The organism is Paenarthrobacter sp. NPDC089714, assembly GCF_044748905.1.
Lineage (GTDB): Bacteria > Actinomycetota > Actinomycetes > Actinomycetales > Micrococcaceae > Arthrobacter.
Genome location: NZ_JBIVGX010000009.1, coordinates 13,238 through 36,219 on the forward strand (window position 1 = coordinate 13,238; position 22,982 = coordinate 36,219).

At 65.1% G+C, this 22,982-nt stretch carries 19 protein-coding genes; 17 read left to right on the plus strand and 2 right to left on the minus strand.

What is annotated here, in order from left to right; translation table 11 throughout:
• Positions 1–151: 151 nt before the first annotated feature.
• Positions 152–1,084, plus strand: coding sequence for a LysR family transcriptional regulator (locus ACIPY3_RS15420; RefSeq protein ID WP_400335429.1), 933 nt, complete (start codon positions 152–154; stop codon positions 1,082–1,084).
• A gap of 291 nt (positions 1,085–1,375) precedes the next feature.
• Here the strand turns inward: ACIPY3_RS15420 and ACIPY3_RS15425 are convergent, their stop codons facing one another.
• Positions 1,376–2,056, minus strand: coding sequence for a GntR family transcriptional regulator (locus ACIPY3_RS15425; RefSeq protein ID WP_400335431.1), 681 nt, complete (start codon positions 2,054–2,056; stop codon positions 1,376–1,378).
• A gap of 134 nt (positions 2,057–2,190) precedes the next feature.
• On the opposite strand from ACIPY3_RS15425, the gene purU reads away from it, so the two are divergent.
• The 11 genes from purU (at position 2,191) to ACIPY3_RS15480 (ending at position 16,348) form a co-directional block, all read left to right on the plus strand.
• Positions 2,191–3,108 (plus strand): formyltetrahydrofolate deformylase, encoded by a 918-nt coding sequence (gene purU, locus ACIPY3_RS15430; protein ID WP_400335433.1) that lies wholly within the window; start codon positions 2,191–2,193, stop codon positions 3,106–3,108.
• A 46-nt stretch (positions 3,109–3,154) separates the two neighbouring features.
• Positions 3,155–5,647 (plus strand): FAD-dependent oxidoreductase, encoded by a 2,493-nt coding sequence (locus ACIPY3_RS15435; RefSeq protein ID WP_400335435.1) that lies wholly within the window; start codon positions 3,155–3,157, stop codon positions 5,645–5,647.
• Positions 5,648–5,789: 142 nt separating this feature from the next.
• On the plus strand, positions 5,790–6,416 hold the full coding sequence (locus ACIPY3_RS15440) for a cyclodeaminase/cyclohydrolase family protein (protein WP_400335437.1): 627 nt from the start codon (positions 5,790–5,792) through the stop codon (positions 6,414–6,416).
• The gene (locus ACIPY3_RS15445; protein ID WP_400335439.1) at positions 6,413–7,306 is read left to right on the plus strand and encodes a bifunctional 5,10-methylenetetrahydrofolate dehydrogenase/5,10-methenyltetrahydrofolate cyclohydrolase; all 894 of its coding nucleotides are present in this window, start codon (positions 6,413–6,415) and stop codon (positions 7,304–7,306) included. The genes ACIPY3_RS15440 and ACIPY3_RS15445 overlap by 4 nt, the downstream gene beginning before the upstream one ends.
• Positions 7,307–7,350: 44 nt before the next feature.
• The gene (locus ACIPY3_RS15450; protein WP_400335441.1) at positions 7,351–9,672 is read left to right on the plus strand and encodes an FdhF/YdeP family oxidoreductase; all 2,322 of its coding nucleotides are present in this window, start codon (positions 7,351–7,353) and stop codon (positions 9,670–9,672) included.
• A gap of 144 nt (positions 9,673–9,816) precedes the next feature.
• On the plus strand, positions 9,817–10,233 hold the full coding sequence (locus ACIPY3_RS15455) for a heme-binding protein (RefSeq protein WP_400270051.1): 417 nt from the start codon (positions 9,817–9,819) through the stop codon (positions 10,231–10,233).
• 135 nt (positions 10,234–10,368) lie between these two features.
• Positions 10,369–11,586 (plus strand): formaldehyde dehydrogenase, glutathione-independent, encoded by a 1,218-nt coding sequence (gene fdhA / locus ACIPY3_RS15460; protein ID WP_400335443.1) that lies wholly within the window; start codon positions 10,369–10,371, stop codon positions 11,584–11,586.
• A gap of 126 nt (positions 11,587–11,712) precedes the next feature.
• A complete protein-coding gene (locus ACIPY3_RS15465) occupies positions 11,713–12,960 on the plus strand; it encodes a molybdopterin molybdotransferase MoeA (protein WP_400335445.1) in 1,248 nt (415 codons plus the stop codon).
• A 66-nt stretch (positions 12,961–13,026) separates the two neighbouring features.
• The gene (locus ACIPY3_RS15470) at positions 13,027–13,833 is read left to right on the plus strand and encodes an IclR family transcriptional regulator (protein WP_400335447.1); all 807 of its coding nucleotides are present in this window, start codon (positions 13,027–13,029) and stop codon (positions 13,831–13,833) included.
• 289 nt (positions 13,834–14,122) lie between these two features.
• A complete protein-coding gene (locus ACIPY3_RS15475; RefSeq protein ID WP_400335449.1) occupies positions 14,123–16,135 on the plus strand; it encodes a BCCT family transporter in 2,013 nt (670 codons plus the stop codon).
• 33 nt (positions 16,136–16,168) lie between these two features.
• Entirely contained in the window at positions 16,169–16,348 is a 180-nt protein-coding gene (locus ACIPY3_RS15480) for a hypothetical protein (RefSeq protein WP_400335451.1), read from the plus strand.
• A gap of 74 nt (positions 16,349–16,422) precedes the next feature.
• On the opposite strand, the gene ACIPY3_RS15485 is transcribed toward ACIPY3_RS15480, so the two are convergent.
• Complete coding sequence (locus ACIPY3_RS15485) at positions 16,423–17,157, minus strand: GntR family transcriptional regulator (protein ID WP_400270057.1); 735 nt, start codon at positions 17,155–17,157, stop codon at positions 16,423–16,425.
• Between the two features lie 155 nt (positions 17,158–17,312).
• Here ACIPY3_RS15485 and ACIPY3_RS15490 point away from each other — a divergent pair, with 155 nt between their 5' ends.
• Genes ACIPY3_RS15490 through ACIPY3_RS15510 form a run of 5 tightly spaced genes read left to right on the plus strand, consistent with a single transcriptional unit; the run spans position 17,313 to position 22,962 of the window.
• Entirely contained in the window at positions 17,313–18,695 is a 1,383-nt protein-coding gene (locus tag ACIPY3_RS15490; RefSeq protein ID WP_400335453.1) for an MFS transporter, read from the plus strand.
• A gap of 23 nt (positions 18,696–18,718) precedes the next feature.
• Positions 18,719–19,930, plus strand: coding sequence for a D-mannonate dehydratase ManD (gene manD / locus ACIPY3_RS15495; protein ID WP_400335455.1), 1,212 nt, complete (start codon positions 18,719–18,721; stop codon positions 19,928–19,930).
• Between the two features lie 47 nt (positions 19,931–19,977).
• A complete protein-coding gene (locus ACIPY3_RS15500; protein WP_400335735.1) occupies positions 19,978–20,889 on the plus strand; it encodes a PfkB family carbohydrate kinase in 912 nt (303 codons plus the stop codon).
• Positions 20,880–22,337, plus strand: coding sequence for a mannitol dehydrogenase family protein (locus tag ACIPY3_RS15505; protein WP_400335458.1), 1,458 nt, complete (start codon positions 20,880–20,882; stop codon positions 22,335–22,337). Before ACIPY3_RS15500 ends, ACIPY3_RS15505 begins: the two co-directional genes overlap by 10 nt.
• Positions 22,330–22,962, plus strand: coding sequence for a bifunctional 4-hydroxy-2-oxoglutarate aldolase/2-dehydro-3-deoxy-phosphogluconate aldolase (locus ACIPY3_RS15510; protein ID WP_400335461.1), 633 nt, complete (start codon positions 22,330–22,332; stop codon positions 22,960–22,962). The genes ACIPY3_RS15505 and ACIPY3_RS15510 overlap by 8 nt, the downstream gene beginning before the upstream one ends.
• Positions 22,963–22,982 lie beyond the last annotated feature (20 nt).

Here is a 22,982-nt window from a genome sequence, read left to right on the forward strand (position 1 = left end):
CCCGGGAGGCTGGGTCAGTGTCTGGTGATTCGTGGGACCGCGGGTGCGTCGTCGCGACCGGCGTTGTCGAAGTCTTCGTAGTAAGAGATTAGGGATTCTTGAACTGCAACAAAAGCGCAAGATTCAGTAGATAACCATGCACAATAGGTGCATGATCGATCCACGTCTCATTACACTCCGGGTGTTCGCCCGGTGCGGCACCGTCGGGGCCACGGCTGAGCTCACCGGTTACTCCCCCTCGGCCGTCTCAGCGCAACTGCGCGAGCTCCAACGCGTGCTCGGTTTGCAGCTGCTCACCAAGGACGGACGGGGTGTGCGGCTGACCGCCACGGGCCGCTTCCTGGTGGAAGGCTCGGACGCCCTCATTGCCGAGTGGGAGAGCCTCCGCGCCGCAGCCATGGAGGCCGGCGACCAGGTGCAGTCCCGCTTCGGTCTCGGTGGATTCTCGACGGCGGCCGCCCAGTTGCTTGCGCCGCTCGCCGCCACGCTGCGCGCCACACGTCCACAATTGGAGGTCCAGGTCCTCGAGGCCAACCCGTCCCGTTGCTTCGACCTGCTGGTGGCAGAGCGCATTGACCTGGCGGTGATCGTTGCCATGCAATCAGACAACCATGGCGAGGACGATCCCCGCTTCGAGCAGACGGTCCTCCTGGACGATCCTTTGGACGTGATCATTCCCGCGGACCATCCGCTCGCGTCGCGGGAAACCGTGACGCTGGAGGAGTTGGCATCGGAACCGTGGATCACCGAGACCGCAGGGTCCACCTATCACGCACTGTTCACCGCAGCTTTCACGGCCGTGGGGGTGACCCCGCGGATTGCGCATGAGGCGGTTGAGTGGGAAACCCAGATCGCGTTCGTGGGCGCCGGCCTGGGCGTGGGCCTGCTGCCACGCCTGGCGCCCCTGAACAACGCCGAAAACGTGGTCCGGCTGCGCATCACGGGCAAGGGGAAGCCGGCGCGCCGCATCGTCGCCGCAGCGCGAAGGGGCAGCATGTCGTCGCCGCTGATCAAGGAGTCACTGGACGTCCTGCAAAAGAGGGCGCAATGGATCCTGACGGCCCGCCCCGAGAACGAGGCGTAAACCTGGCGCGCAGCATCCATCCGCGCACACCGCCGAGACCCGCGATATGCCGGACGGTCTCCATGAAAGGCGATCACCCGGCGTCGTAGATCAACTCCAGCACCTCATGCTGAGGGCAGTGGCGATCCGGCAGCGTGCGTGAAAGGGGCCCTGCGCCCGACTGCCGCGGAAATGGCGGCTGCGTGCGAAGAAGGGGCCCCGCCCCCGACTGCCGCGGAAACGGCGGCAGCGAGCGGCGGGGAATAGCACGCAGGGGATTGCCGCTGTCCGGCCCAGGCTGCGCGGGAGCGATCAGGCGGCAAACAGCGCCTGGCGCACCGCTTGCTCAAAGCCGCTGACGTGGACGCGGGCCAACTCGGCCGCTTTCGCCTCATCGCCGTCAATAACGGCCTGCAGGAGATCCACGTGCTCATGGACGTGGTGTTCCAGGTTGGGCAGCCGGTCCAGCACCATGCACCAGATCCGGGTTGCCAGGTTGTCATAGCGGATCAGGACGTCTTCCAGGTGCGGGTTTGCCGCGGCAGCGTAGATGCCTTGGTGGACGCTCGCATCCAGCTTGAGCGTTTCCACCACCGTGGCCGCGCGGAGGTCGAACGCCTTGACTTCGGCCGCTACGCGCCGCAGGTGTTCCCGGCTGGCGGGGGTCGCAACCCGGGCTGCCCTGGCTGCCGCCACCGGCTCCAGTTGGACCCTGATCTCGGAGATGAAGGCCAGGTCTGTCACTTCCACGCGGGTGGCGAAGGTGCCCCGGCGCGGATAGGTCACCACCAGCCGATCCAGTTCCAGCCGCTTGAGCGCTTCCCGCACGGGGGTGCGCCCAATCCCGATCTCTTTGGCGAGCTGGTCGTCATTGAGGAGGTCGCCCGGCTTGATGTCGAGTGTCAGCAGCCGGTCACGCACGCTCTCGTAGGCGATGTCCGCCAAGGACTTCCTGCTGGCGTCCGCAGCAGGTGCCAGAGTTTCGAGTGCCATGATGCCGAGCCCCTTCCGCGGTGACGAAAAAACCTATTGACCCCGTTCCAAGGTCCAGTATACGCTGATCTCAATCCTAATATATCAGTACGCATTTCAGGAATATATCTAGGAAACCCATCTAAGGAGGACACATGACCCTCGTGGCTTCAGACTCACACCTCAGCACCCTGCCGGCTGAACGCGGTCAGCTCAAGGAAGAGCAGGCCCAAAAGTTCGTACTCACACTGTCGTGCGTCGAACAGCCCGGCATCATGCAGGCAGTCACCACTTTTCTCTTCGACCGTGGATTCAACATCGAAGAGCACCAGCAGTTCGATGACAGCCTGCGCCAGACCCTGCACCTGCGCACTGCCTTCTCCGGACCGTCGAGCTACTCGCCGGAGCAACTCGAGGACGAATTCCGTTCCATCGCGGACCGCTTCGACATGAAGTTCAGCTTCCACGACCAGACCAAGCAGCGCGTCCTGGTGATGGTTTCCAAGTTCGGCCACTGCCTGAACGACCTCATCTTCCGCTGGCGCGGCGGCAGCCTGGGTGGCGAACTGGTGGCCGTGGTTTCCAACCACGAGACCCACCGTGCCATGGCCGAGGCGGCCGGACTGCCCTTCATCTACGTTCCTGTCACCCCGGACACCAAGGCCGAAGCCGAGCAGAAACTCCTGGACCTGGTGGACGAATACCAGGCGGACCTGGTGGTCCTGGCCCGGTACATGCAGGTTCTTTCCGATGACTTGTGCCGCAAGCTCGAAGGACGCGCGATCAACATCCACCACTCCTTCCTCCCCGGTTTCAAGGGTGCCCGCCCCTACCACCAGGCCTACGACCGCGGCGTGAAGCAGGTAGGTGCCACGGCCCACTACGTGACCGCCGACCTGGACGAGGGACCGATCATCGAGCAGGAAGTGATCCGCGTGGACCACAGCTACGGTCCCACCGCCCTTTCCACTGTTGGCCAGGACGCCGAAGCCCTCGCCCTGTCCCGCGCCGTCCGCTGGCACTGCGAACACCGCGTCCTGCTGGACCAGACCAGCACGGTCGTTTTCCGGTAACCAGCCCGCCCTTGCCCCGCACGACTTACTAGCAGGAGAATCTTTCATGGCATCGACGCCCCGAATTGTCATTATCGGAGCCGGCATCGTCGGCACCAACCTCGCCGACGAACTCGTTCAGCGCGGGTGGAACAACATCACCGTCCTGGACCAAGGCCCCCTGAACATGCCGGGCGGCTCCACCTCGCACGCCCCGGGCCTGGTGTTCCAGACCAACCCGTCCAAGACCATGGCGCTGTTCGCCAAGTACACAGTGGAGAAGCTGCTCTCCCTGACCGAGGACGGCCAGAGCTGCTTCAACCAGGTGGGCGGCCTTGAAGTGGCCACCACGGAGACCCGCCTCACCGACCTCAAGCGCAAGCTTGGCTACGCACAGTCCTGGGGCATCGATGGCAAGATCCTCACCCGCGAGGAGTGCAAGGCGCTCTACCCGCTCATCAACGAGGAAGACATCCTGGGCGGCCTCCACGTCCCCTCGGACGGCCTCGCCTTAGCAGCCCGCGCCGTGCAGCTCCTTATCAAGCGCACCGAAGCCGCAGGGGTCAAGTACCAGGGCAACACGGAAGTCACCGGCATTGAACAGTCCGGCCGCCGGGTCACCGGCGTGCAGACGGCCGACGGCGTGATCCCGGCTGACATCGTGGTGTCCTGCGCAGGTTTCTGGGGTGCCAAGATCGGCGAAATGATCGGCATGTCCGTGCCGCTGCTCCCGCTGGCCCACCAGTACGTCAAGACCACCCCGGTCCCGGCGCAGCAAGGCAAGAACGAGCTGCCCAACGGCGCCCAACTGCCCATCCTCCGCCACCAGGACCAGGACCTCTACTACCGCGAGCACGGCGACCGCTACGGCATCGGCTCCTACGCCCACCGCCCCATGCCCGTGGACCTGGACGAACTGGGCAAGTACACCCCGGAAAGCATCAGCGAGCACAACATGCCCTCGCGCCTGGACTTCACCCTGGAGGACTTCCTCCCGGCTTGGGAAGCCACCAAGCAGATCCTTCCGGCCCTGCGCGAGAGCGAAATCGAAGACGGCTTCAACGGCATCTTCTCCTTCACCCCGGACGGCGGCTCCCTGGTGGGCGAGTCCAAGGAAGTGGACGGCTTCTTCGTGGCTGAGGCCGTGTGGGTCACCCACTCCGCCGGCGTTGCCCGCGCCGTGGCCGAGGTCCTGGTGGACGGCAAGTCCACGATCGACCTGGGCGACTGCGACATCCACCGCTTCGAGGAAGTACAGCTCACCCCGGAGTACGTCAGCGAAACCTCGCAACAGAACTTCGTGGAGATCTACGACGTCCTGCACCCGCTCCAGCCCAAGCTCTCCCCGCGCAACCTGCGCGTCAGCCCGTTCCACGCCCGCCACAAGCAGCTGGGTGGCTTCTTCCTCGAAGGCGCAGGCTGGGAGCGCCCGTACTGGTTCGAGGCCAACGCCGAACTGCTCAAGGAAATGCCGGACGAGTGGCAGCCCCCGGCACGTGACGCTTGGTCCGGCATGTTCAGCTCCCCGATCGCCGCTGCGGAGGCCTGGAAGACCCGCACGGCTGTGGCCATGTACGACATGACCCCGCTCAAGCGCCTGGAAGTCTCCGGTCCCGGAGCCTTGAAGCTGCTGCAGGAGCTGACCACGGGCGACCTCGCCAAGAAGCCCGGCGCCGTGACCTACACCCTCCTGCTGGACCACGCCGGCGGCATCCGAAGCGACATCACCGTGGCTCGACTGGACGAGACCACCTTCCAGCTCGGCGCCAACGGCAACATCGACACCGCCTACTTTGACCGCGCAGCACGCCACCAGACCGAAAACGGCGGAGCCGAAGACTGGGTCCAGGTCCGCGACACCACCGGCGGCACCTGCTGCATCGGCCTCTGGGGTCCGCTGGCCCGCGACCTGGTGGGAACCATCAGCAACGACGACTTCAGCAACGACGGCCTGAAGTACTTCCGCTCCAAGGAGGTTGTCATTGGCGGGATCCCCGTCACGGCAATGCGTTTGTCCTACGTTGGCGAACTGGGCTGGGAGCTCTACACCAGCGCCGACAACGGCCAGCGCCTGTGGGATGCACTGTGGAAGGCCGGCCAGCCGTTCGGTGTCATCGCCGCCGGCCGCGCCGCCTTCAGCTCGCTCCGCCTCGAGAAGGGCTACCGGTCCTGGGGCACGGACATGACCACCGAACACGACCCCTTCGAAGCGGGCCTCGGCTTCGCGGTCAAGATGGCCAAGGAAAACTTCGTCGGCAAAGCCGCCTTGGAAGGCCGCAGCGAAGAAAGCTCCGCACGTCGCCTGCGCTGCCTGACCGTCGACGACGGCCGCAGCCTCGTCCTCGGCAAGGAACCGGTGTTCTATAAGGACCAGGCCGTTGGTTACGTGACCAGCGCAGCCTTCGGCTACACCGTCAAGAAGCCGATCGCCTACGCCTACCTGCCCTCGGCCGTCTCCTTGGGCGACTCGGTGGAAATCGAGTACTTCGGACGCCGGATCCAGGCCACCGTCACCGAGGATCCGCTGTACGACCCCACCATGAGCAGGCTCCGCGGCTAACCCGGCCCTCCAGCCGCCACAGGCAGCGTCCCGGACCCGATTCACCCCGCAACCGGGTCCGGGCGCTGCCTTCGCTCTTTCTCCAGCCAGCACTTTCGCCACCCGGGATGACCCCACTCCGGACGCCCGCCCAGGAAGACACATGATCAGCTCAGAAACCATCAACGACTACCTCGCCCGGCTCGCGGCGCGCCAGCCGACTCCGGGCGGTGGTGCAGCAGCAGCCTTGCACGCAGCACAGGGCGCCGCCCTCGTGGCCATGGTGGCCCGCTACACCACCGGTGAGAAATATGCCGCCCACGCAGGACTCGTGGAGCGCATCACCAACGACGCCGACCAGTACAGGCTCGAGGCCCTGGGCCTCGCCGACGCCGACGAAACCGCCTTCCAAGGCGTCATCGATTCCTACAAACTTCCGGCCGGCACGGACGAACTCAAGGTTGCCAGGAAGGCAGCCATCGACGCAGCCCTGGTGGAAGCCGCCCAAACCCCCGCACAGCTCATCAAACTGTCAGGCAGCATTGTTGACCTCGCCACCGAGCTCTTCGAGGTGGCCAACATGAACGTCATCAGCGACGTCGCCGCTGCAGCGGACGCCGCCCGGGCCGCAGCCACCACCGCCCGGGTAAACATCGACATCAACGTTGTGGCCATCAAGGACCAGGCCATCCGGGCCGAACTCGCGGGGCGGACCGACGGGCTCGAGGACAAAGTGGTCCTCGCCGCCGATTCCCTGGTGAAGCGGGTCCGCGAAAGGATCCTCGCATGAACACCGCCACCCTCTCCGGCAAGCGCCTGGCCTCCCTCATCCAGCAGCGCGCCCAGGACCAGGCCCGGCTGGCCCAACACGAAGGCATCCACCCCACCCTCGCCGTGGTGGTGGCCACCGATGACGAGTCCACCCACTGGTACGTCCGGTCCATCGAACGGGCGGCAGACAGGGCAGGCATCGACTGCCGGATCGTGGACCTTGGACCCGATGCGACGGAACAGGTCCTCGCGAGCGTCTTGAAGGACCTCAGCTCCGAGCCCTCGGTGCACGGCATCATCCTGCAGACGCCACTGCCAACCGGCGTTGCGGCTGACAGCCTGGTGGGGCTGATCGCTCCGGAAAAAGACATCGACGGCGCCAATCCCCTGAGCCTGGGCCGCTTGGCTGTGGGGCGGCCCGCTTTCGCTCCGGCCACGGCCCGCGCGGTGGTGGAGCTTCTTGAGCACTTCGAGGTGCCGGTAGCGGGCCGCAACGTGACCGTCGTCGGGCGTTCCGCGGTGGTGGGCAAGCCGTTGGCGCTGCTGCTGCTGGAACGGGACGCAACCGTTACTGTCTGCCATTCCAAGTCAGGTCCCCTGGAGACGCATACCCGGCCGGCCGACGTCGTGGTTGTCGCCGCGGGCCGCACCGGCCTCCTGACGGGCGCGCACGTCACCGAAAAGACGGTAGTGATCGACGTCGGCACCAACGTCCTGCCCGACGGAACCTTGGTGGGTGACGTCGACGAAGCGAGCGTCACCGGAAGAGCGGCGGCCTTGACGCCGGTACCCGGCGGCGTAGGCTCAGTGACTACCGCACTCTTGCTGCTCCACACCACAGAAGCCGCCCGGCTTCAGGCCGGGGTTCCGGCATCCGCCGAACAGCCCGTGGCAGCCGGCGCCGCCTGACCCGCGGCATCGCCGCCCGTTCCTGATCTGGAGGGAAGACCACCATGGCTTCCAAAGCACCACGCCATAACATCGACGAGTCGAAGCTGACCGTCACCAAACCCAAGACCAAGGCCGTAGGCATCCCTGCCGTAGCCAATGCTTTGAAGATCTCGTTCGAGCAGATGGGCGCGGTGCGCAGCGTGCAGACGCTGATGGCCGTGAACCAGCTGGATGGGTTCGACTGCATGGGTTGCGCCTGGCCGGAGCATGAGAAGCGCAACGCCGCGGAATTCTGTGAGAACGGTGCCAAGGCAGTCGCCGAGGAAGCCACGCGGCGCCGGGTCACCCCGGAGTTCTTTGCCGCGCATTCCGTAGCGGACCTGAAGACCCGCGATGATTACTGGCTGGGACAGCAGGGACGGCTGACGCATCCGATGTTCCTCGATGAGGGTGCCACCCACTACGTGCCCATCGACTGGGACGAGGCCTACGAACTGATGGCCGGGGAGCTCCGAGGCCTGGCGTCGCCGGACGAGGCTGTTTTCTACACGTCCGGCCGGACCTCCAATGAGGCCGCCTTCGTGTACCAGCTGTTGGTCCGCGGGATCGGCACCAACAACCTGCCGGACTGTTCCAACATGTGCCACGAATCGTCGGGCTCGGCCCTGGTGCAGACCATCGGGATCGGCAAGGGCTCAGTCAGCCTGACGGACCTGGAGACGGCATCGCTGATCTTCGTGGCTGGACAGAACCCGGGGACCAACCACCCCCGCATGCTGAGCGCCTTGGAGAAGGCCAAGAAAAACGGCGCCATCATCGTCTCCATCAACCCGCTCCCCGAAGCCGGACTCCTCCACTTCGAGAACCCGCAGAACGTCTCCGGCATGCTGGTGGGCACCGAGCTGACCGACGACTTCCTGCAGATCCGCGCCGGCGGGGACCAGGCACTCTTCCAGGGCCTTGGGAAGTACCTGCTCGAGGCTGAAACCGCAGGCCGTTCCACGCCGGGATTGGACACTGTGCTGGACCACGCGTTCATTACCAACCACACCGTGGGCGTGGATGACTACCTGCGGCACCTGGAGAAGGTGGAGTGGGAAGACATTGTTGAAGCCTCCGGCCTGACCCTGGAACAGATCCACGCCACCGGCGAACGGCTCCTGGCTTCCAACGCCACCATCGTGTGCTGGGCCATGGGACTGACCCAGCACAAACACTCCGTACCCACCCTGCGGGACGTGGTCAACGTCCTGCTGCTCCAAGGCAATATCGGCAAACCCGGTGCCGGTGTGTGCCCCGTGCGCGGCCACTCGAACGTCCAGGGCGACCGCACCATGGGCATCTTCGAGAAGATGCCTTCGACGTTCCACGACCGGCTGGACCACGAGTTCGAGTTCCTCTCACCACGTGAGCACGGCTACGACACCGTGGCGGCCATCCGTGCCATGCGGGACGGCAAGGTCCGGTTCTTCATGGGCATGGGCGGCAACTTCGTCCGGGCAGCCCCGGATTCCCTGGTCACCGAGGACGCGCTGGCCAACACGGCCCTGACCGTGCAGATCTCCACGAAGCTCAACCACTCCCACCTCTCCACTGGCCGCCGGGCCCTCATCCTGCCCACCCTGGGCCGCACCGAGAAGGACGCCCAGGCCTCGGGCGACCAACGCGTCACCGTGGAGGATTCCATGAGCGCCGTCCATGCCTCCCGGGGACGCCTCAAGCCCGCCAGCGAGCACCTGCACTCCGAGGTGGCCATTGTGTGCAACCTCGCACACAAGCTCTTCACTGATGCCGAGGGCCGGCCGTTGCCCAATACTCCCCGGGCATCCTGGATCTCCCTGCGGGACGACTACTCCTTGGTGCGGAAGCACATCCAGGCAGTGATCGATGGCTTTGAAGACTTCGAGGAACGCATCGCCCATCCGGGCGGCTTCGTGCTGCCGCATCCCCCACGGGACGCCCGGGCGTTCGATACCCCCACCGGCAAGGCGCTCTTCACCGGGAACGAGCTGGAATACATCAAGATCCCCCCGGGCCGCCTGGTACTGCAGACCCTGCGCTCGCACGACCAGTACAACACCACCATCTACGGCAAGGACGATCGCTACCGCGGCATCCATGGCGGCCGGCGCGTGGTCCTGGTCAGCCAAGCCGACATCGACGAACTCGGCTTCACCGACGGGCAGATGGTACATCTGGTCTCGGAGTTCCAGGGCGTCGAGCGCCTGGCGGAAAACTTCCGGATCGTTGCCTATTCAACCCCCAAGGGCTGTGCTGCGGCCTACTACCCCGAAACCAACGTCCTCGTGCCCCTGGATTCGGTGGCCGACACCAGCGGGACGCCTACGTCGAAGTCCGTCATCATCCGGATGGAAGCCGCCTAGGTCCTGTACAGAGTGTGATCGGTGCCATAGTATGTGACTGATATATCTTTCCGATGCTTTGGAAGATATCAGTGGCCCCTCTCGCCACCCACAGCCTTCCCCATGAAAAACGCCAGTGACAAGACATGAATCAAAGGAGAAGCATTGTCTGACATCACCCAAGCCAACGCGGAGGCCGTCCTGGCCGCCGCCCTCGGATCAGCCCGCGAAACCGGCACGGCCATGAACATCGCCGTCGTCGATACCGGCGGCAACCTCAAAGCCTTCACCCGCATGGACGGGGCCTGGCTGGGCAGCATCGATATTTCCATCAAGAAGGCCCGCACGGCGCGCTATTTCGATATGCCAACGGGATCCATTGGTGGGTTGTCGCAGCCCGGCGGACCGCTCTTCAACATTGAAGTCTCCAACGGCGGGCTCATCACCTTCCCCGGCGGCATTCCGCTCCAGGACAGCAACGGCACCGTAATCGGAGCGATCGGCGTCAGCGGCAGCACCGTGGAGAACGACCACACGGTGGCATCGGCAGGAGCGGCCGTTCAACTCCAGGACGCCGCCTAGAGCCAAAAAGTTGTCCAGTTGCCCGTGAACGGCGCTTCGGTGGCCTGAAACCTGGGGAGGTATTTCCTCACCGAAGCGCCGCTTTCGGGCAACTGGCCAGTCCCATTTCCATCAGCAAATGGCCAAAGGAGTGTCATGTCAGGAAACAGAGCAGTCGCCTACAAGGAACCCGGTGTAGTTGAGATCATCAACACCGAGTATCCGACGTTCGAGCTCAAGGACGGCCCGGGCGTCAACCCTGCAAATGTTGGCAGGAAGGTGCCCCACGGCGTCATCCTGCGCACCGTGACCACCAACATCTGCGGTTCGGACCAGCACATGGTCCGCGGCCGGACCACGGCACCGCAGAATTTGGTCCTTGGCCACGAAATCACCGGCGAAGTGGTTGAGGTTGGACCCGACGTCGAATTCACCAAGGTGGGCGACATCGTCTCGGTGCCGTTCAATATCTCCTGTGGCCGCTGCCGGAACTGCAAGGAACGCAAGACCGGCATCTGCCTCAACGTCAACCCCGACCGTCCCGGCAGCGCCTACGGTTACGTGGACATGGGCGGCTGGGTGGGAGGCCAGGCCGAGTATGTCCTGGTTCCCTACGCCGACTGGAACCTGCTGCGTTTCCCGGACCGTGACCAGGCGCTCGAGAAGATCATGGACCTGACCATGCTCTCGGACATTTTCCCCACCGGCTTCCATGGCGCCGTCACCGCAGGTGTCGGCGTGGGCTCCACGGTGTACGTGGCAGGCGCCGGCCCCGTGGGTATCGCTGCGGCCGTGGGCGCCCAACTGTTGGGTGCCGCCGTCGTGATTGTGGGCGACATGAACGAGGACCGCCTGGCCCAGGCACGTTCGTTCGGTTGCGAAACCGTCAATGTCTCCAAGGGCGACCCGAAGGACCAGATCGAGCAGATCCTCGGCGTTCCGGAAGTCGATTCCGGCATCGACGCCGTGGGCTTCGAGGCCCGCGGCCACGGCAAGGACGCCTCCCACGAGGCCCCTGCCACGGTGCTGAACTCCCTCATGGATATCACGGCCGCCGGTGGCGCCCTGGGTATCCCGGGCCTGTACGTCACCGGTGATCCGGGCGGAATCGATGAGGCAGCCCAGCACGGCTCGCTTTCGCTGTCCCTGGGTACCGGTTGGGCCAAATCCCTGTCCTTCACCACCGGGCAGTGCCCGGTGATGAAGTACAACCGCCAACTCATGATGGCGATCCTCCATGACAAGGTCCAGATCGCCAAGGCCGTCAACGCCAAGGCCATCCCGCTCGAAGACGCACCCCGCGGCTACGCGGAGTTCGACGCCGGAGCGGCAACAAAGTTCGTACTGAACCCCAACGGATACGTGAAGGCTTAGTACGGAACCACAGATACCGGGAGTGGCAGGGTAAGCACCACGGGAAGGCCCTGCCGCCCCCGGCATCTGCACTTAACAGCACCCCCGCACCACTTAACAGCACCCGCGCACCAGGAAGTGGCCGCCATGCTCGCACAGGTCGTCGCCGACCCTCCTACCACCAGCCCGCCCTGCGGGAATCAACACGCGCCCGGTTGGGCCCCGGCGCGCCGACTTGCCTTTGACTGCGCCGCACCGCTTGGCTCCCTCTTGGTACCGCTTCGGGACGGGATCGGACGCGAGCTGACCTCCGCCGTGACAGCAACCCGGGCCATCCCGCACTACGCCTCCTCGGCCATGGACGGCTGGTCCATCAGCGGCAGCGGGCCATGGACCCTCACCACGCCGGGAGCGCCGTTGGAACCGCACCAGGCAAGCATCATCGCCACAGGCGGCCTGGTACCCGCAGGAGCCTCAGGCATCCTCCGCAAGGAAAGCGGCCTCGTGACCGCCAACGCGCCAGGACACCTTCTGCTCAAACCCGACGCGAAGCCCGGAGAAACCCTCCCGGGCCGCCACATCAGGCCTGCCGGAGAGGAAGCCGCCGCCGGCGATGTCCTCATTCCCGCAGGGACCCTCCTGAATCCGGCACACATTGCCCTCGCCGCCGTAGCAGGCCACGACGAGGTGGAGGTTCGGCGCAAGCCGATGGTCGCCGTCGTACTGACCGGATCGGAAGTGGTCACCTCAGGTGAGCCCGGCCCCGGGCAAGTCCGCGATACCTTCGGGCCACAGCTCGGAACGGTCATTTCCCAACTGGGTGGCCTGCCCGGGGGTCAGCTGAGGATTGGCGACTCCTACCAGGAATGGCTGTGGGCCCTCTCCGGCCCGGACGGCCCGTGGGCGGATGTCACCATCACTACCGGAGGCACGGGTAAATCCGGGACCGACCACTTCCGCGCTGCAATTGCCGCGATGGGCGGACGGTTGCTGCTCGACGGCATAGCCATGCGGCCAGGCCACCCCGCGGTCCTGGCGGAACTTCCGGATGGACGGTTCGTGATCGGGCTCCCGGGAAATCCGCTGGCCGCCATGATCGCCCTCATTACCCTTGGCGGACCGCTGCTGGCCGCCCTCGGAAACCGGGACCTGCCCGCCGCCGTGGACTTGACGTCCGGCGCGGACATCGACGCCGACCCCGGCAGGACACGACTGGTTCCCTGCACCGTCGAGCACGGACTCGCCTTGCCCGTACCGCACACCGGCCCGGGAATGATGCGGGGACTGGCTTGGGCAGATGGGTTCATGGCTGTTCCACCCGAAGGCGTCGAGGCCGGCCAGGGAGTTCCCGTCATGTCCCTGCCGTGGACTGCGCCCAGCAGGTGGCCCGCATGAGCCAGGAGGCCGCATGAGCCGCTGAGCGTCCCGAGGGGCGGTCCGGGCCGGTCTAGGATGAGAATCATGGCCGCACCCAGCAACCCGGACATCGACAAGGACGCAGACGCCCAGGGCGGAGGCGTCCAGTCAGTGGACCGCGCCCTCCAGATCCTGGAAATCCTTGCCCGCGAGGGAGACGCCGGCGTCAGCGAGATCGCCGAGGAAATGGGCGTGCATAAGTCCACGGTGTCCCGGCTTGTGGGTTCCCTGGTCACGCGCGAACTGGTCCGGCAGAACAGCGAGCGGGGCAAGTACCAGCTCGGCTTCGGAATCCTGCGCCTGGCCTCCTCCATCCCCGGCAGGCTGAGCGTGGTGCACGAGGCCAGGGAAGTCCTGGAAGCACTGGCCTCCGAATACAAGGAAACCGTCAACCTGGCTGTGCTGCGCTCCAATTACGCAGTCAACGTGGACCAGGCCATGGGTCCTTCCACCTTGGCCACGTACGACTGGGTGGGCAGCCTGACGCCGCTGCATGCCACTTCCAGCGGCAAGGTGCTCCTGGCTGCCCTGACGGCGGACGAACGGAGCCAGGTCTTCAAGGCCGTCGGGCTCCCCGCTCGGACGCCGAGGACCATCACCAACCGCGGGGTGCTCGAAAAGCAGTTGCACGACGTCGCGCGGAACGGGTACGCGGTGGTGCATGAAGAGTTCGAGATCGGGCTCACTGCCGTTGCCGTGCCCATTTTCAACCACTTGGGAAATGTCATCGCGGCCGTGAGCATCTCCGGCCCGGCGTTCCGCTTTACGCCCGAGGACCAGCCGGGGCTCATTGACGGCCTCCGCGAAGCAGGCCTGAGCATCAGCGCCAAGATGGGCTATCGCCACCGCTAGGCCCAAGCCTCGGGCAGCCGCACCCTCCCGCCAGCCCCACCTTTGCGCCAGCCCCACTGGCAGGCTATAGCGCAACGTTCTTCACCATACGCAACGATACGCTTTGCGGCCAATTGATATATCAATGTGCTGTTAAAGAGCTGCTACCTCTTGACTTTGAGTGTGAGGCAGCGCACTCTGTTGCTTACCGCGAATGTTGTTGATTACTGCGGAACGCCCCGGATCCCCAACCAGGCCCAAGCATCCACACATACACGCAAGCCCATGATTCCGAGCAAAGGACCCGCTCATGGCTATAAACAGTGGCACCAAACCCTTAACACCGGAGGAGTTACCGGCCGGCGACCAGCCGGCCGATGCTCCCTCTACCGAAACCCGCACCACGGAAACGCCCAAGGACACCCTCAGCGTCTCCCCCAACGAAACCAACCCCGCAGTCCTCGACGTTGAGGACGGAGGCGCAGAGTCCCTCCCCGACTCGGAAGAGTACGAGCAGATCCTGGAAGAACTGCGCCACGCCAAAACCGAGCAGGCCGTCTCTGCCCGCCGGAACCGCAAACTTACCCTCGACAAAGTCACCTTCGGGATCACGGGCGCCATCGCCGTCGCCTTCGTGGTTTGGGGCTTCGTTGGCCGTGACAGCCTGTCCGATACCTCCAAGGGAGCCCTCAGCTGGGTCATGGAGTACACCGGCTGGCTGTTCATGGTGCTCGCCTCGCTGTTCGTGATCTTCGTGCTGTGGCTTGCCCTGGGCAAGTTCGGCAACATCCCGCTCGGCAAGGACGGCGAAAAGCCCGAGTACAAGACCGTGTCCTGGGTGGCCATGATGTTCGCCGCCGGCATGGGCATCGGCCTCATGTTCTACGGCGTGGCCGAACCGCTCTACCATTACATCTCCCCGCCGCCGGGGACGGTGGATGGCCGCACTCCGGCAGCCGTCCAGACAGCCATGGCCACCTCGATCTTCCACTGGACGCTCCATCCGTGGGCCATGTACGCCGTGGTGGGCATCGCCATGGCCTACGGCACCTACCGGCTGGGACGCCGGCAGCTGGTCTCCGCGGCCTTCACTTCACTGTTCGGCATCCGCATGGTGGAGGGTCCGGTAGGGAAGTTCATCAACATTCTGGCCATCTTTGCCACCCTGTTCGGCACCGCTGCGTCCTTGGGCCTCGGCGCCCTGCAAATCGGCAGCGGCATGACGTCCAACGGCTGGATGGGTGAAGTGGGGACGCCGATCCTGGTGGTCATCGTCGCTGTCCTGACATTCTGCTTCGTAGCCTCAGCAGTGTCCGGCATCAGCCGCGGCATCCAGTGGCTCTCCAACATCAACATGGTCCTGGCAGTGGTGCTGGCCGTCATCGTGTTCGTCGCCGGACCCACGTTGTTCATCCTCAACCTCATCCCGTCCTCGATTGGCGACTACGCCCGCGACCTCGCAGAAATGTCCTCGCGGACCGAAGCCGTAGGCGACGACGCGCTGCGCAGCTGGCTGACCAGCTGGACCATCTTCTACTGGGCCTGGTGGATCTCCTGGACGCCCTTCGTCGGACTGTTCATTGCCCGCATCAGCCGCGGCCGCACCATCCGCCAGTTCGTCACCGGCGTGCTGCTTGTCCCGAGCATCGTCAGCGTGGTCTGGTTCTGCATCTTTGGCGGCGCCGCGTTCAACGTCCAGCAAGAGGCAGACAAGGCCGGAACCCCGGGACTCGTGACCATGGTGGACGGAGCACCGTCCATCAACTTCGACGGCGCCCTCTTCGACCTCGTCAAGAACCTCCACATGCCGGACTGGCTCACTGGGGCCGTCATTGTCCTGGCCATGGTGCTCGTAGCCATCTTCTTCATCACGGGCGCAGACGCGGCCTCGATCGTCATGGGCTCCCTGAGCTCCAACGGTGCGGAACATCCCCGCCGCGGAGTGGTCATCTTCTGGGGTTGCCTCACAGGTGCCGTTGCCGCCGTCATGCTCCTGGCCGGTGGTGACGAACCTTCCGAGGCCCTGTCCGGGCTGCAACGGGTCACCATTGTGGCGGCACTGCCGTTCATCATCGTGATGCTGCTGCTCTGCTTCGCCCTGGCCAAGGACCTGCGGCGCGATCCGCTCTCCCTGCGCCGGCGGCTTGCCACTTCCGTGGTGGAACGGGCCATCCGCACCGGCGTGGAACAACACCGCGGAGTCCAGTTCGATCTCGTGACCAAGCACGACTGCGCCGAAAAATGCCCCGACGCCGATTGTCCCGGCGGCACGCCCACGGGCAGCCTTCCGACAGTCGACAGCCCACGGGCAGACAACAACTGATCCCCAGCCACCCAGCAGTTAGGTAGTACCGCCATGACCCAAACTCCCGTAGAGGCAGCCGTCCGAGTGATTAACGATTCAAAGGACCGGATGTCCGTCACCGTGGATGGCACCAACCCCGTGACCGTCCGGATTGAACTGATCGGCGGCTGCCCGTGCGGCTCCGAGCACACGAAGACGGGCTCCTACGTGGACAGCGACCTGGGCCGCTGACCCTCTGAAGAACCCCTACAACACACAAAGCAGGCGCCGGTTAGATCCGGCGCCTGCTTTGTTGTTTCCGGAGTTCAGGAAAGCCGTGCGACGCTCCTGCGGGATGCCCGCGGCTTGGAGCCATCGGAAAACAGCTCAGGCGTGGCCCCCTGGATCCGTTCAATATCCTTGAAAACACCGCGTAGGTGGAGGCGGAGCGAGGCGTCGGCGGCGGCTTGGTCGCTGTTCTCCAGTCCGTCCACGACGGCGGTGTGCTGCTTGATGAGCGTGGCGACATGTCCGGCGTCGATGAGGCTCAGGCGACGGGCACGGTCGAGGTGCGCTTTGGCCGAATTGACTGCGTTCCAGGCGGCTTCGTGGCCTGCCAGCTGCAGCAACTCCCGATGGAAGTCCTCATCCAGGCGGAAGAACCGGTCGATGTCGCCGGCTGCTTCGGCATCCCATTGGGCCTGCAGGATCTCGCGGAGGCCGGCGATCCCCGAAGGCTCGGCGACAACATCGGCCAACGATGCGCATTCGATCGCTTCGCGGATGAACTGCGCCTGCCCAACCCGGGCCAGGTCCACCAAGGAAACGAATGAGCCAATCTGCGGAAAGACCTCAACAAGCCCTTCTTCCCGAAGGAGGATCAGGCTTTCGCGGACAGGCGTGCGGCTGACCCCCAGCTCCTGCGCCAACTCGTTTTCCGACAGCGGCGAACCAGGTGGCAGTTCCAGGGAGATAATCCGGCGGCGCAGCACATCCAGGGTCCGGTCCCGCACGGAAAGTCGGGGGGCGGAGGGGTCCGGTTCCGGTTTCTTGGTAGCCACAGCACCAGTCTAAGCCATCGTTGACAAACTAGAATGGTAGTGCTTGTATGGTAGTTATCACCGCGGGTTCGGAAGCCTCTGATTCCTCCTTCAACCCGCCACTCATTCCCCCATACAAAATCTCCCTGACTTCATCGCCTGCAAAGGAGCAAATGATGACCGAAAGCGTTGCGCCGCCGGTTCACGATGCCAAGCAGGCCCGCAAGACCGCGGGCGCCTCCTTCATCGGAACCATGGCCGAGTACTACGACTTCTTTATCTACGGAACAGCTTCTGCGCTGGTCTTCAACAAGATCTTCTTCCCGGACATCGACCCGCTGGTAGGCACGCTGGCCGCCTTCTCCACCTACGCGGTGGGCTTTTTCGCCCGCCCCCTCGGTGGGATCGTCTGGGGCCACATCGGCGACCGGATCGGGCGAAAGAAGGTACTCGTCTGGACCCTGCTCATCACGGGACTCGGCACCTTCGCCATCGGCCTCATGCCCACTTACGAGACCATCGGACTCTGGGCTGCCGTCATCCTGGTCTTCGTGCGCCTGCTCCAGGGCTTTGGCGTGGGCGGTGAGCAGGGCGGCGCGGTGCTCCTCACCGCAGAAGCAGCACCCCAGAAGCGGCGCGGCTTCTATGCCAGCCTGGTCCAGATGGGGTCCCCGGCCGCTTACCTCGTCCCGTCCGCGCTCTTCGCCTTCCTCACCACCCAACTCTCGGAGAAGGACTTCCTCGCCTGGGGCTGGCGCATCCCGTTCCTCCTCAGCATCGTGGTAGTGGCCATCGGCCTCTACATCCGGCTTCGGGTGAATGAGTCGGCAACCTTCAAGGCCGCGAAGGAAAACGCCAAGCAGCAGCAAGCCCCCATGAAGCTCGTGTTCCAACAGAGCCGCAAGGAAGTCTTCCTCGGCATGGGATCGAAGTTCGTCGAAGCCGCAGTGTTCCCCTTCTACACCGTGTTCCTGGTGGCCTACTCGAAGAACCTTGGCAATGATTCTGCCTTCGTGCTGGAGGCCATCATCATCGCGATCGTCGTGGAACTCGTCATGATTCCGGTGTGGGGCTGGATCACGGACAAGATCGGACGCAAGAAGGTGTTCCTCGGCGCAGCAATCCTCAACCTGGTGCTGATCTGGCCGGCCTTCGGCGCCATCGCGAGCGGAGACACCCTGCCGATCGTTGCCGTCCTCGTCGCCGGTCTGGCGCTGGGACACGCAGGAACCTACGCACCGCAGGCCTCGTACTACCCCGAGCTCTTCCCTGTCCGTGGCCGTTACACCGGTGTCTCCATCGTCTGGCAGTTTGGCGCCATGATCGCCAGCGGACCGTTCACTGTCATTGCGACTGCGTTGCTGGTCGCCGGAGGCGGTTCGATCGGAGGCGTGGCCATCTACGTCTCAGCCCTGATCCTGGTCAGTGTCGTCTGCCTGTCGTTCCTTCCCGAAACCGCCCCCAGCCAACGTGGCGGCAAGGAGTACGCCGAGTGGGCTGTCCCCCAGGAACCCGTAGCAGGCACCGCCGCCAACCCGAGCACGAGCTCGCTCAAATAGCCACGAAGCAAGAGGAACAACCAGTGAAGATCACCGATGCACGGGTAGTGGTGTCGTCCCCGGGACGGAACTACGTGACGCTCGTTATTGAAACAGAGGACGGAATCACCGGCATCGGTGACGCCACCCTCAACGGCCGGGAACTCGCAGTCGCGTCCTATCTTGCGGAGCACCTGTGCCCGCTGCTGATCGGACGCGACGCGCGCCGGATCGAAGATGCCTGGCAGTACTTCTACAAGGGCGCCTACTGGCGCCGGGGCCCGGTGACCATGACAGCGATCGCCGCGATCGACGTCGCACTCTGGGACATCAAAGGCAAGGCCGCCGGCATGCCGGTCTACGAACTCCTGGGCGGCGCCGCCCGCGAGGGCGTCATGGTCTACGGCCACGCAAGCGGCACCACCCTGGATGACCTCAGCGCCGACTTCCAGCACCACCTGGACCTGGGCTACAAGGCCATCCGGGCCCAGGCCGCGGTTCCCGGACTGGACAAGACCTACGGGATTGCGCCGGTGGACGGGAAATTGTACGAGCCGGCCAGCAGCAACGTGCCGCAGGAGGATACGTGGGAAACCTCCGCGTATCTGGACTTCGCACCGAAAATGATGGCCCACGTCCGCGATCAGTTCGGCTACGGAGTGCATGTCCTGCACGACGTCCATCACCGGCTCACCCCGATCGAGGCCGGGCGCCTGGGCGCGTCGCTGGAGCAGTACCGGCCGTTCTGGATCGAGGATCCCACCCCGGCGGAGGACCAGTCGGCCTTCCGCCTGATCCGCCAGCACACCACCACGCCTATTGCCGTGGGCGAGGTCTTCAACTCGATCTGGGATTGCCAGCAACTGATCACCGAACGGCTGATCGACTACATCCGGACCTCCGTTTCGCATGCGGGTGGCATCACCCACCTGCGCCGGATCTTCTCGCTCGCCGACCTCTACGGCGTGCGCTCGGGGTCCCATGGCGCCGGCGATCTCTCACCCGTTTCCTTCGCGGCGGCCTTGCACGTGGACCTCAGCATCCCCAACTTTGGGGTGCAGGAGTACATGGGCCACCGCGATCCCGCCGGGGAAGTCTTCAAGACCACTTACACCTTCACCGACGGCTACATGCACCCCGGCGACGCTCCCGGTATCGGCGTCGAATTCAACGAAGAAGCAGCCGCCGCATTCCCCTTCGACCCCAAGTACCTGCCCATCAACCGCCGCCTCGACGGTTCGATCCACGATTGGTGAATCCTGTGACCCAAGACCTGCAGCGCAAGCCGTTCGACGTCGTCGTCATGGGCGAAATCCTGGTGGAAGTCGCCACCGACATTCCGTTCGGCCACGGCGTTCCGGCCCAACTGGGCATCTCCGGTGATGCCCTCAATGTCGCTGCTGCGGCCGCAGCCGCCGGGGCACGCACGGGGCTGCTCGCCATCCTGCCCGACGACGATCTCGGCAAAGCGATCGCGGCCAGGATCGCGGAACTCGGCATCGCGACGGATCTCCTGACGTTCCGTCCGGGCCAGCAGGGCGTGTACTTGGTGCATTCCGATCCGCTGGGCCAGCGTGAATTCTCCTACGCCCGTTCCGGGAGCGTCGGATCCACGCTGGGCCCGTCGGACATCGACGAGTCCGTCTTCGCTTCCGCGGGTGCCGTGCTGGCCGGTGGAATTGCCTGCGCCATCTCCGAGTCCTCACGGACCGCTGTCTTCAAGGCAGCGTCCTTGGCCCAGCGCTTCATCTACGACCCCAACTACCGGCCAAGGTTGACCACCGCATCCGCCGCCGCAAGAGCCTTGGCTGAGCTGGCCCCGCAGGCTTACCTCGTGACGCCGTCATTTCCCGGCGAAACCAGCGCGCTGCTTGGAGTGTCATCAGCAGAGGCTGCTGCCGCAAAGCTCCTTGCCATGGGTGCTGCCGGTGTTGCAGTTACCTGCGGCGCTGAGGGTGTCCACCTTGCAAGCCCCGAACTCTCCGAGTGGGTGCCCTCCGTTCCGGCCCCTGCGGTTGTGGACCAGACCGGGGCCGGCGATGCCTTCGTTGGCACCCTGGCCGCCCGCTTGGTGTTGGGCGACCCCCTTCCGCAAGCGACGCGCTACGGTGCTGCTGCGGCCTCACTGGTGGTCGGCGGCAAGGGTGGCACGGGCTTCATTCCCACCTTTGAGCAGACCACCGCACACGCTGAAGGGCAACCGGTATGCGCCTGAGCCTCGCTTCCCTGGGTGAGACGCCGCTTGGCCTCGACCGCACGGCCCTCACGCCCGGCATCGTCCACTTGGGCCTCGGTGCCTTCGCCCGCGCCCACACGGCTGTCTTCACCGAGGGAGCGATGCAGTCCTCCGGCGAACCGGCGTGGGGAATCATCGGCGTGACGCAGCGTTCGGACACTGTGGTGCAGCAACTCGCACCCCAGGACGGGCTCTTCACCGTGGCCGAGCGCGGAGATGGGGCTGCACCCGCCCGTCTGGTATCCAGCGTCATCGAGGCCATTTCCGGGCGGGACAACCCGGCCGCAGTGGTCGAGCGCATCGCCTTGCCCTCGGTCTCGGTGATCACCCTGACCATTACGGAAAAGGGGTACCGGATGGACCCCCAGACCGGCTCGCTGAACCTCGGCGATGCTCAGGTCCAGGCCGACCTCGCCGGACATCCACCACAGACGGCCATCGGACAGCTCACGCGCGGACTGCAGGAACGGTCCCGGCTGGGCTCAGGGCCGATCACCGTGGTTTCCTGCGACAACCTTCCCGGCAACGGCGAACTCACGCGCCAGCTGGTCCAGGCATTCGTCGCAGCACTCCCCGCCGCCGAAGCTACAAACCTCCTGGCGTGGATCGCCACCAACGTCAGCTTCCCCAGCACCATGGTGGACCGCATGGTCCCCGCCACGACGGCACGCGACCTTGACGCCGTCGAGCATGAACTGGGCCTTCGCGATGAAGCCGCCGTAGTCGCCGAACCCTTCATGCAGTGGGTCATCGAAGACAACTTCGCCGGTCCCCGCCCGCGCTGGGAAGACGCAGGCGCGGTCTTCAGCACCGACGTTCCCGGGTGGGAAGCCGCGAAGCTCCGGTTACTGAACGCGAGCCACTCCCTGCTTGCCTACCTCGGCCTGGCCGCCGGCAACCCAACCATTGCAGAGGCCGTGTCCGTGCCCGCCTTCCGCGCCGCGTGCGAACGCATGATGTTCGACGACGTCCTGCCAACCCTCCACCTGCCGGACGGCCTGGACGGCGAAACGTACTGCAAGCAGGTGCTTGGCCGCTTTGCGAATCCGGCGCTGGGTCACACCACGGCGAAGGTGGGCAGCGACGGTTCACAGAAAATCGGGCTGCGGCTGCTCAGTACCGTCCGGGCAAACCTCGACGCCGGCCGCCCACCACGCTGGGCGGCGCTCGCCGTGGCAGCGTGGATGCGTCACGTCGCGGTCACGCCTGCTGAGGCCCTGAATGATCCCCTGGCGGCTGAACTGAAGGACGCGCTGCCGCGGGAGTTGTCCGCGCGGGCAGTGGTCCACGCACTGCTGGGTGTACGGAGCATTTTCGATGAAGCCACGGCAACTGACGCCGGTTTCGCCGCGCTGCTTGAACACTGGTACTCCGTCGTCGACGAACACGGGCTCCCGGGCCTGGGAAACGAGATCCCCCATGGCTGACGCCGCCTCCGTCCTGACCATCTCCCCCGTCGTTCCGGTGGTGACCATAGAGGACCCCTCACATGCAGTTCCCCTGGCCCGCGCGTTGGTGGACGGTGGAATCCGCATCATTGAGCTGACCCTGCGGACCGGCACAGCACTGGATTCCCTTCGTCTGATCGCTGACGAGGTGCCCGAAATCCTGGTGGGTGCAGGGACCATCCTCACCCCGGCCCAAGCCGACGCCGCGGTGTCCGCAGGCGCAAGCTTCCTGGTCAGCCCCGGAGTCACTCCCGGCTTGTTGCGCCACATGCTGACGCTGGATGTTCCGCTGCTTCCGGGCGTCGCGACGGTTGGGGAAGTCATGGCCGTCCTGGAGCATGGATTGAAGGTCATGAAGTTCTTCCCCGCGGGACCGGCCGGAGGACCTCCCTACCTGTCGGCGATCGGCGCACCCATCCCGCAAGTCCAGTTCTGTCCCACCGGCGGCATCAGCCTGGCGTCCGCACCGGACTACCTCAAGCTGCCCAACGTGGCGTGTGTCGGCGGCAGTTGGCTCACCCCGCGCTCCCTGGTTGAAGCCGGGGATTGGACCGCCATATCGGAACTGGCCCGCGAGGCGTCCGCCCTCCAAAGCCAGGCCTGACCTTCTAAAGAACCCTTACA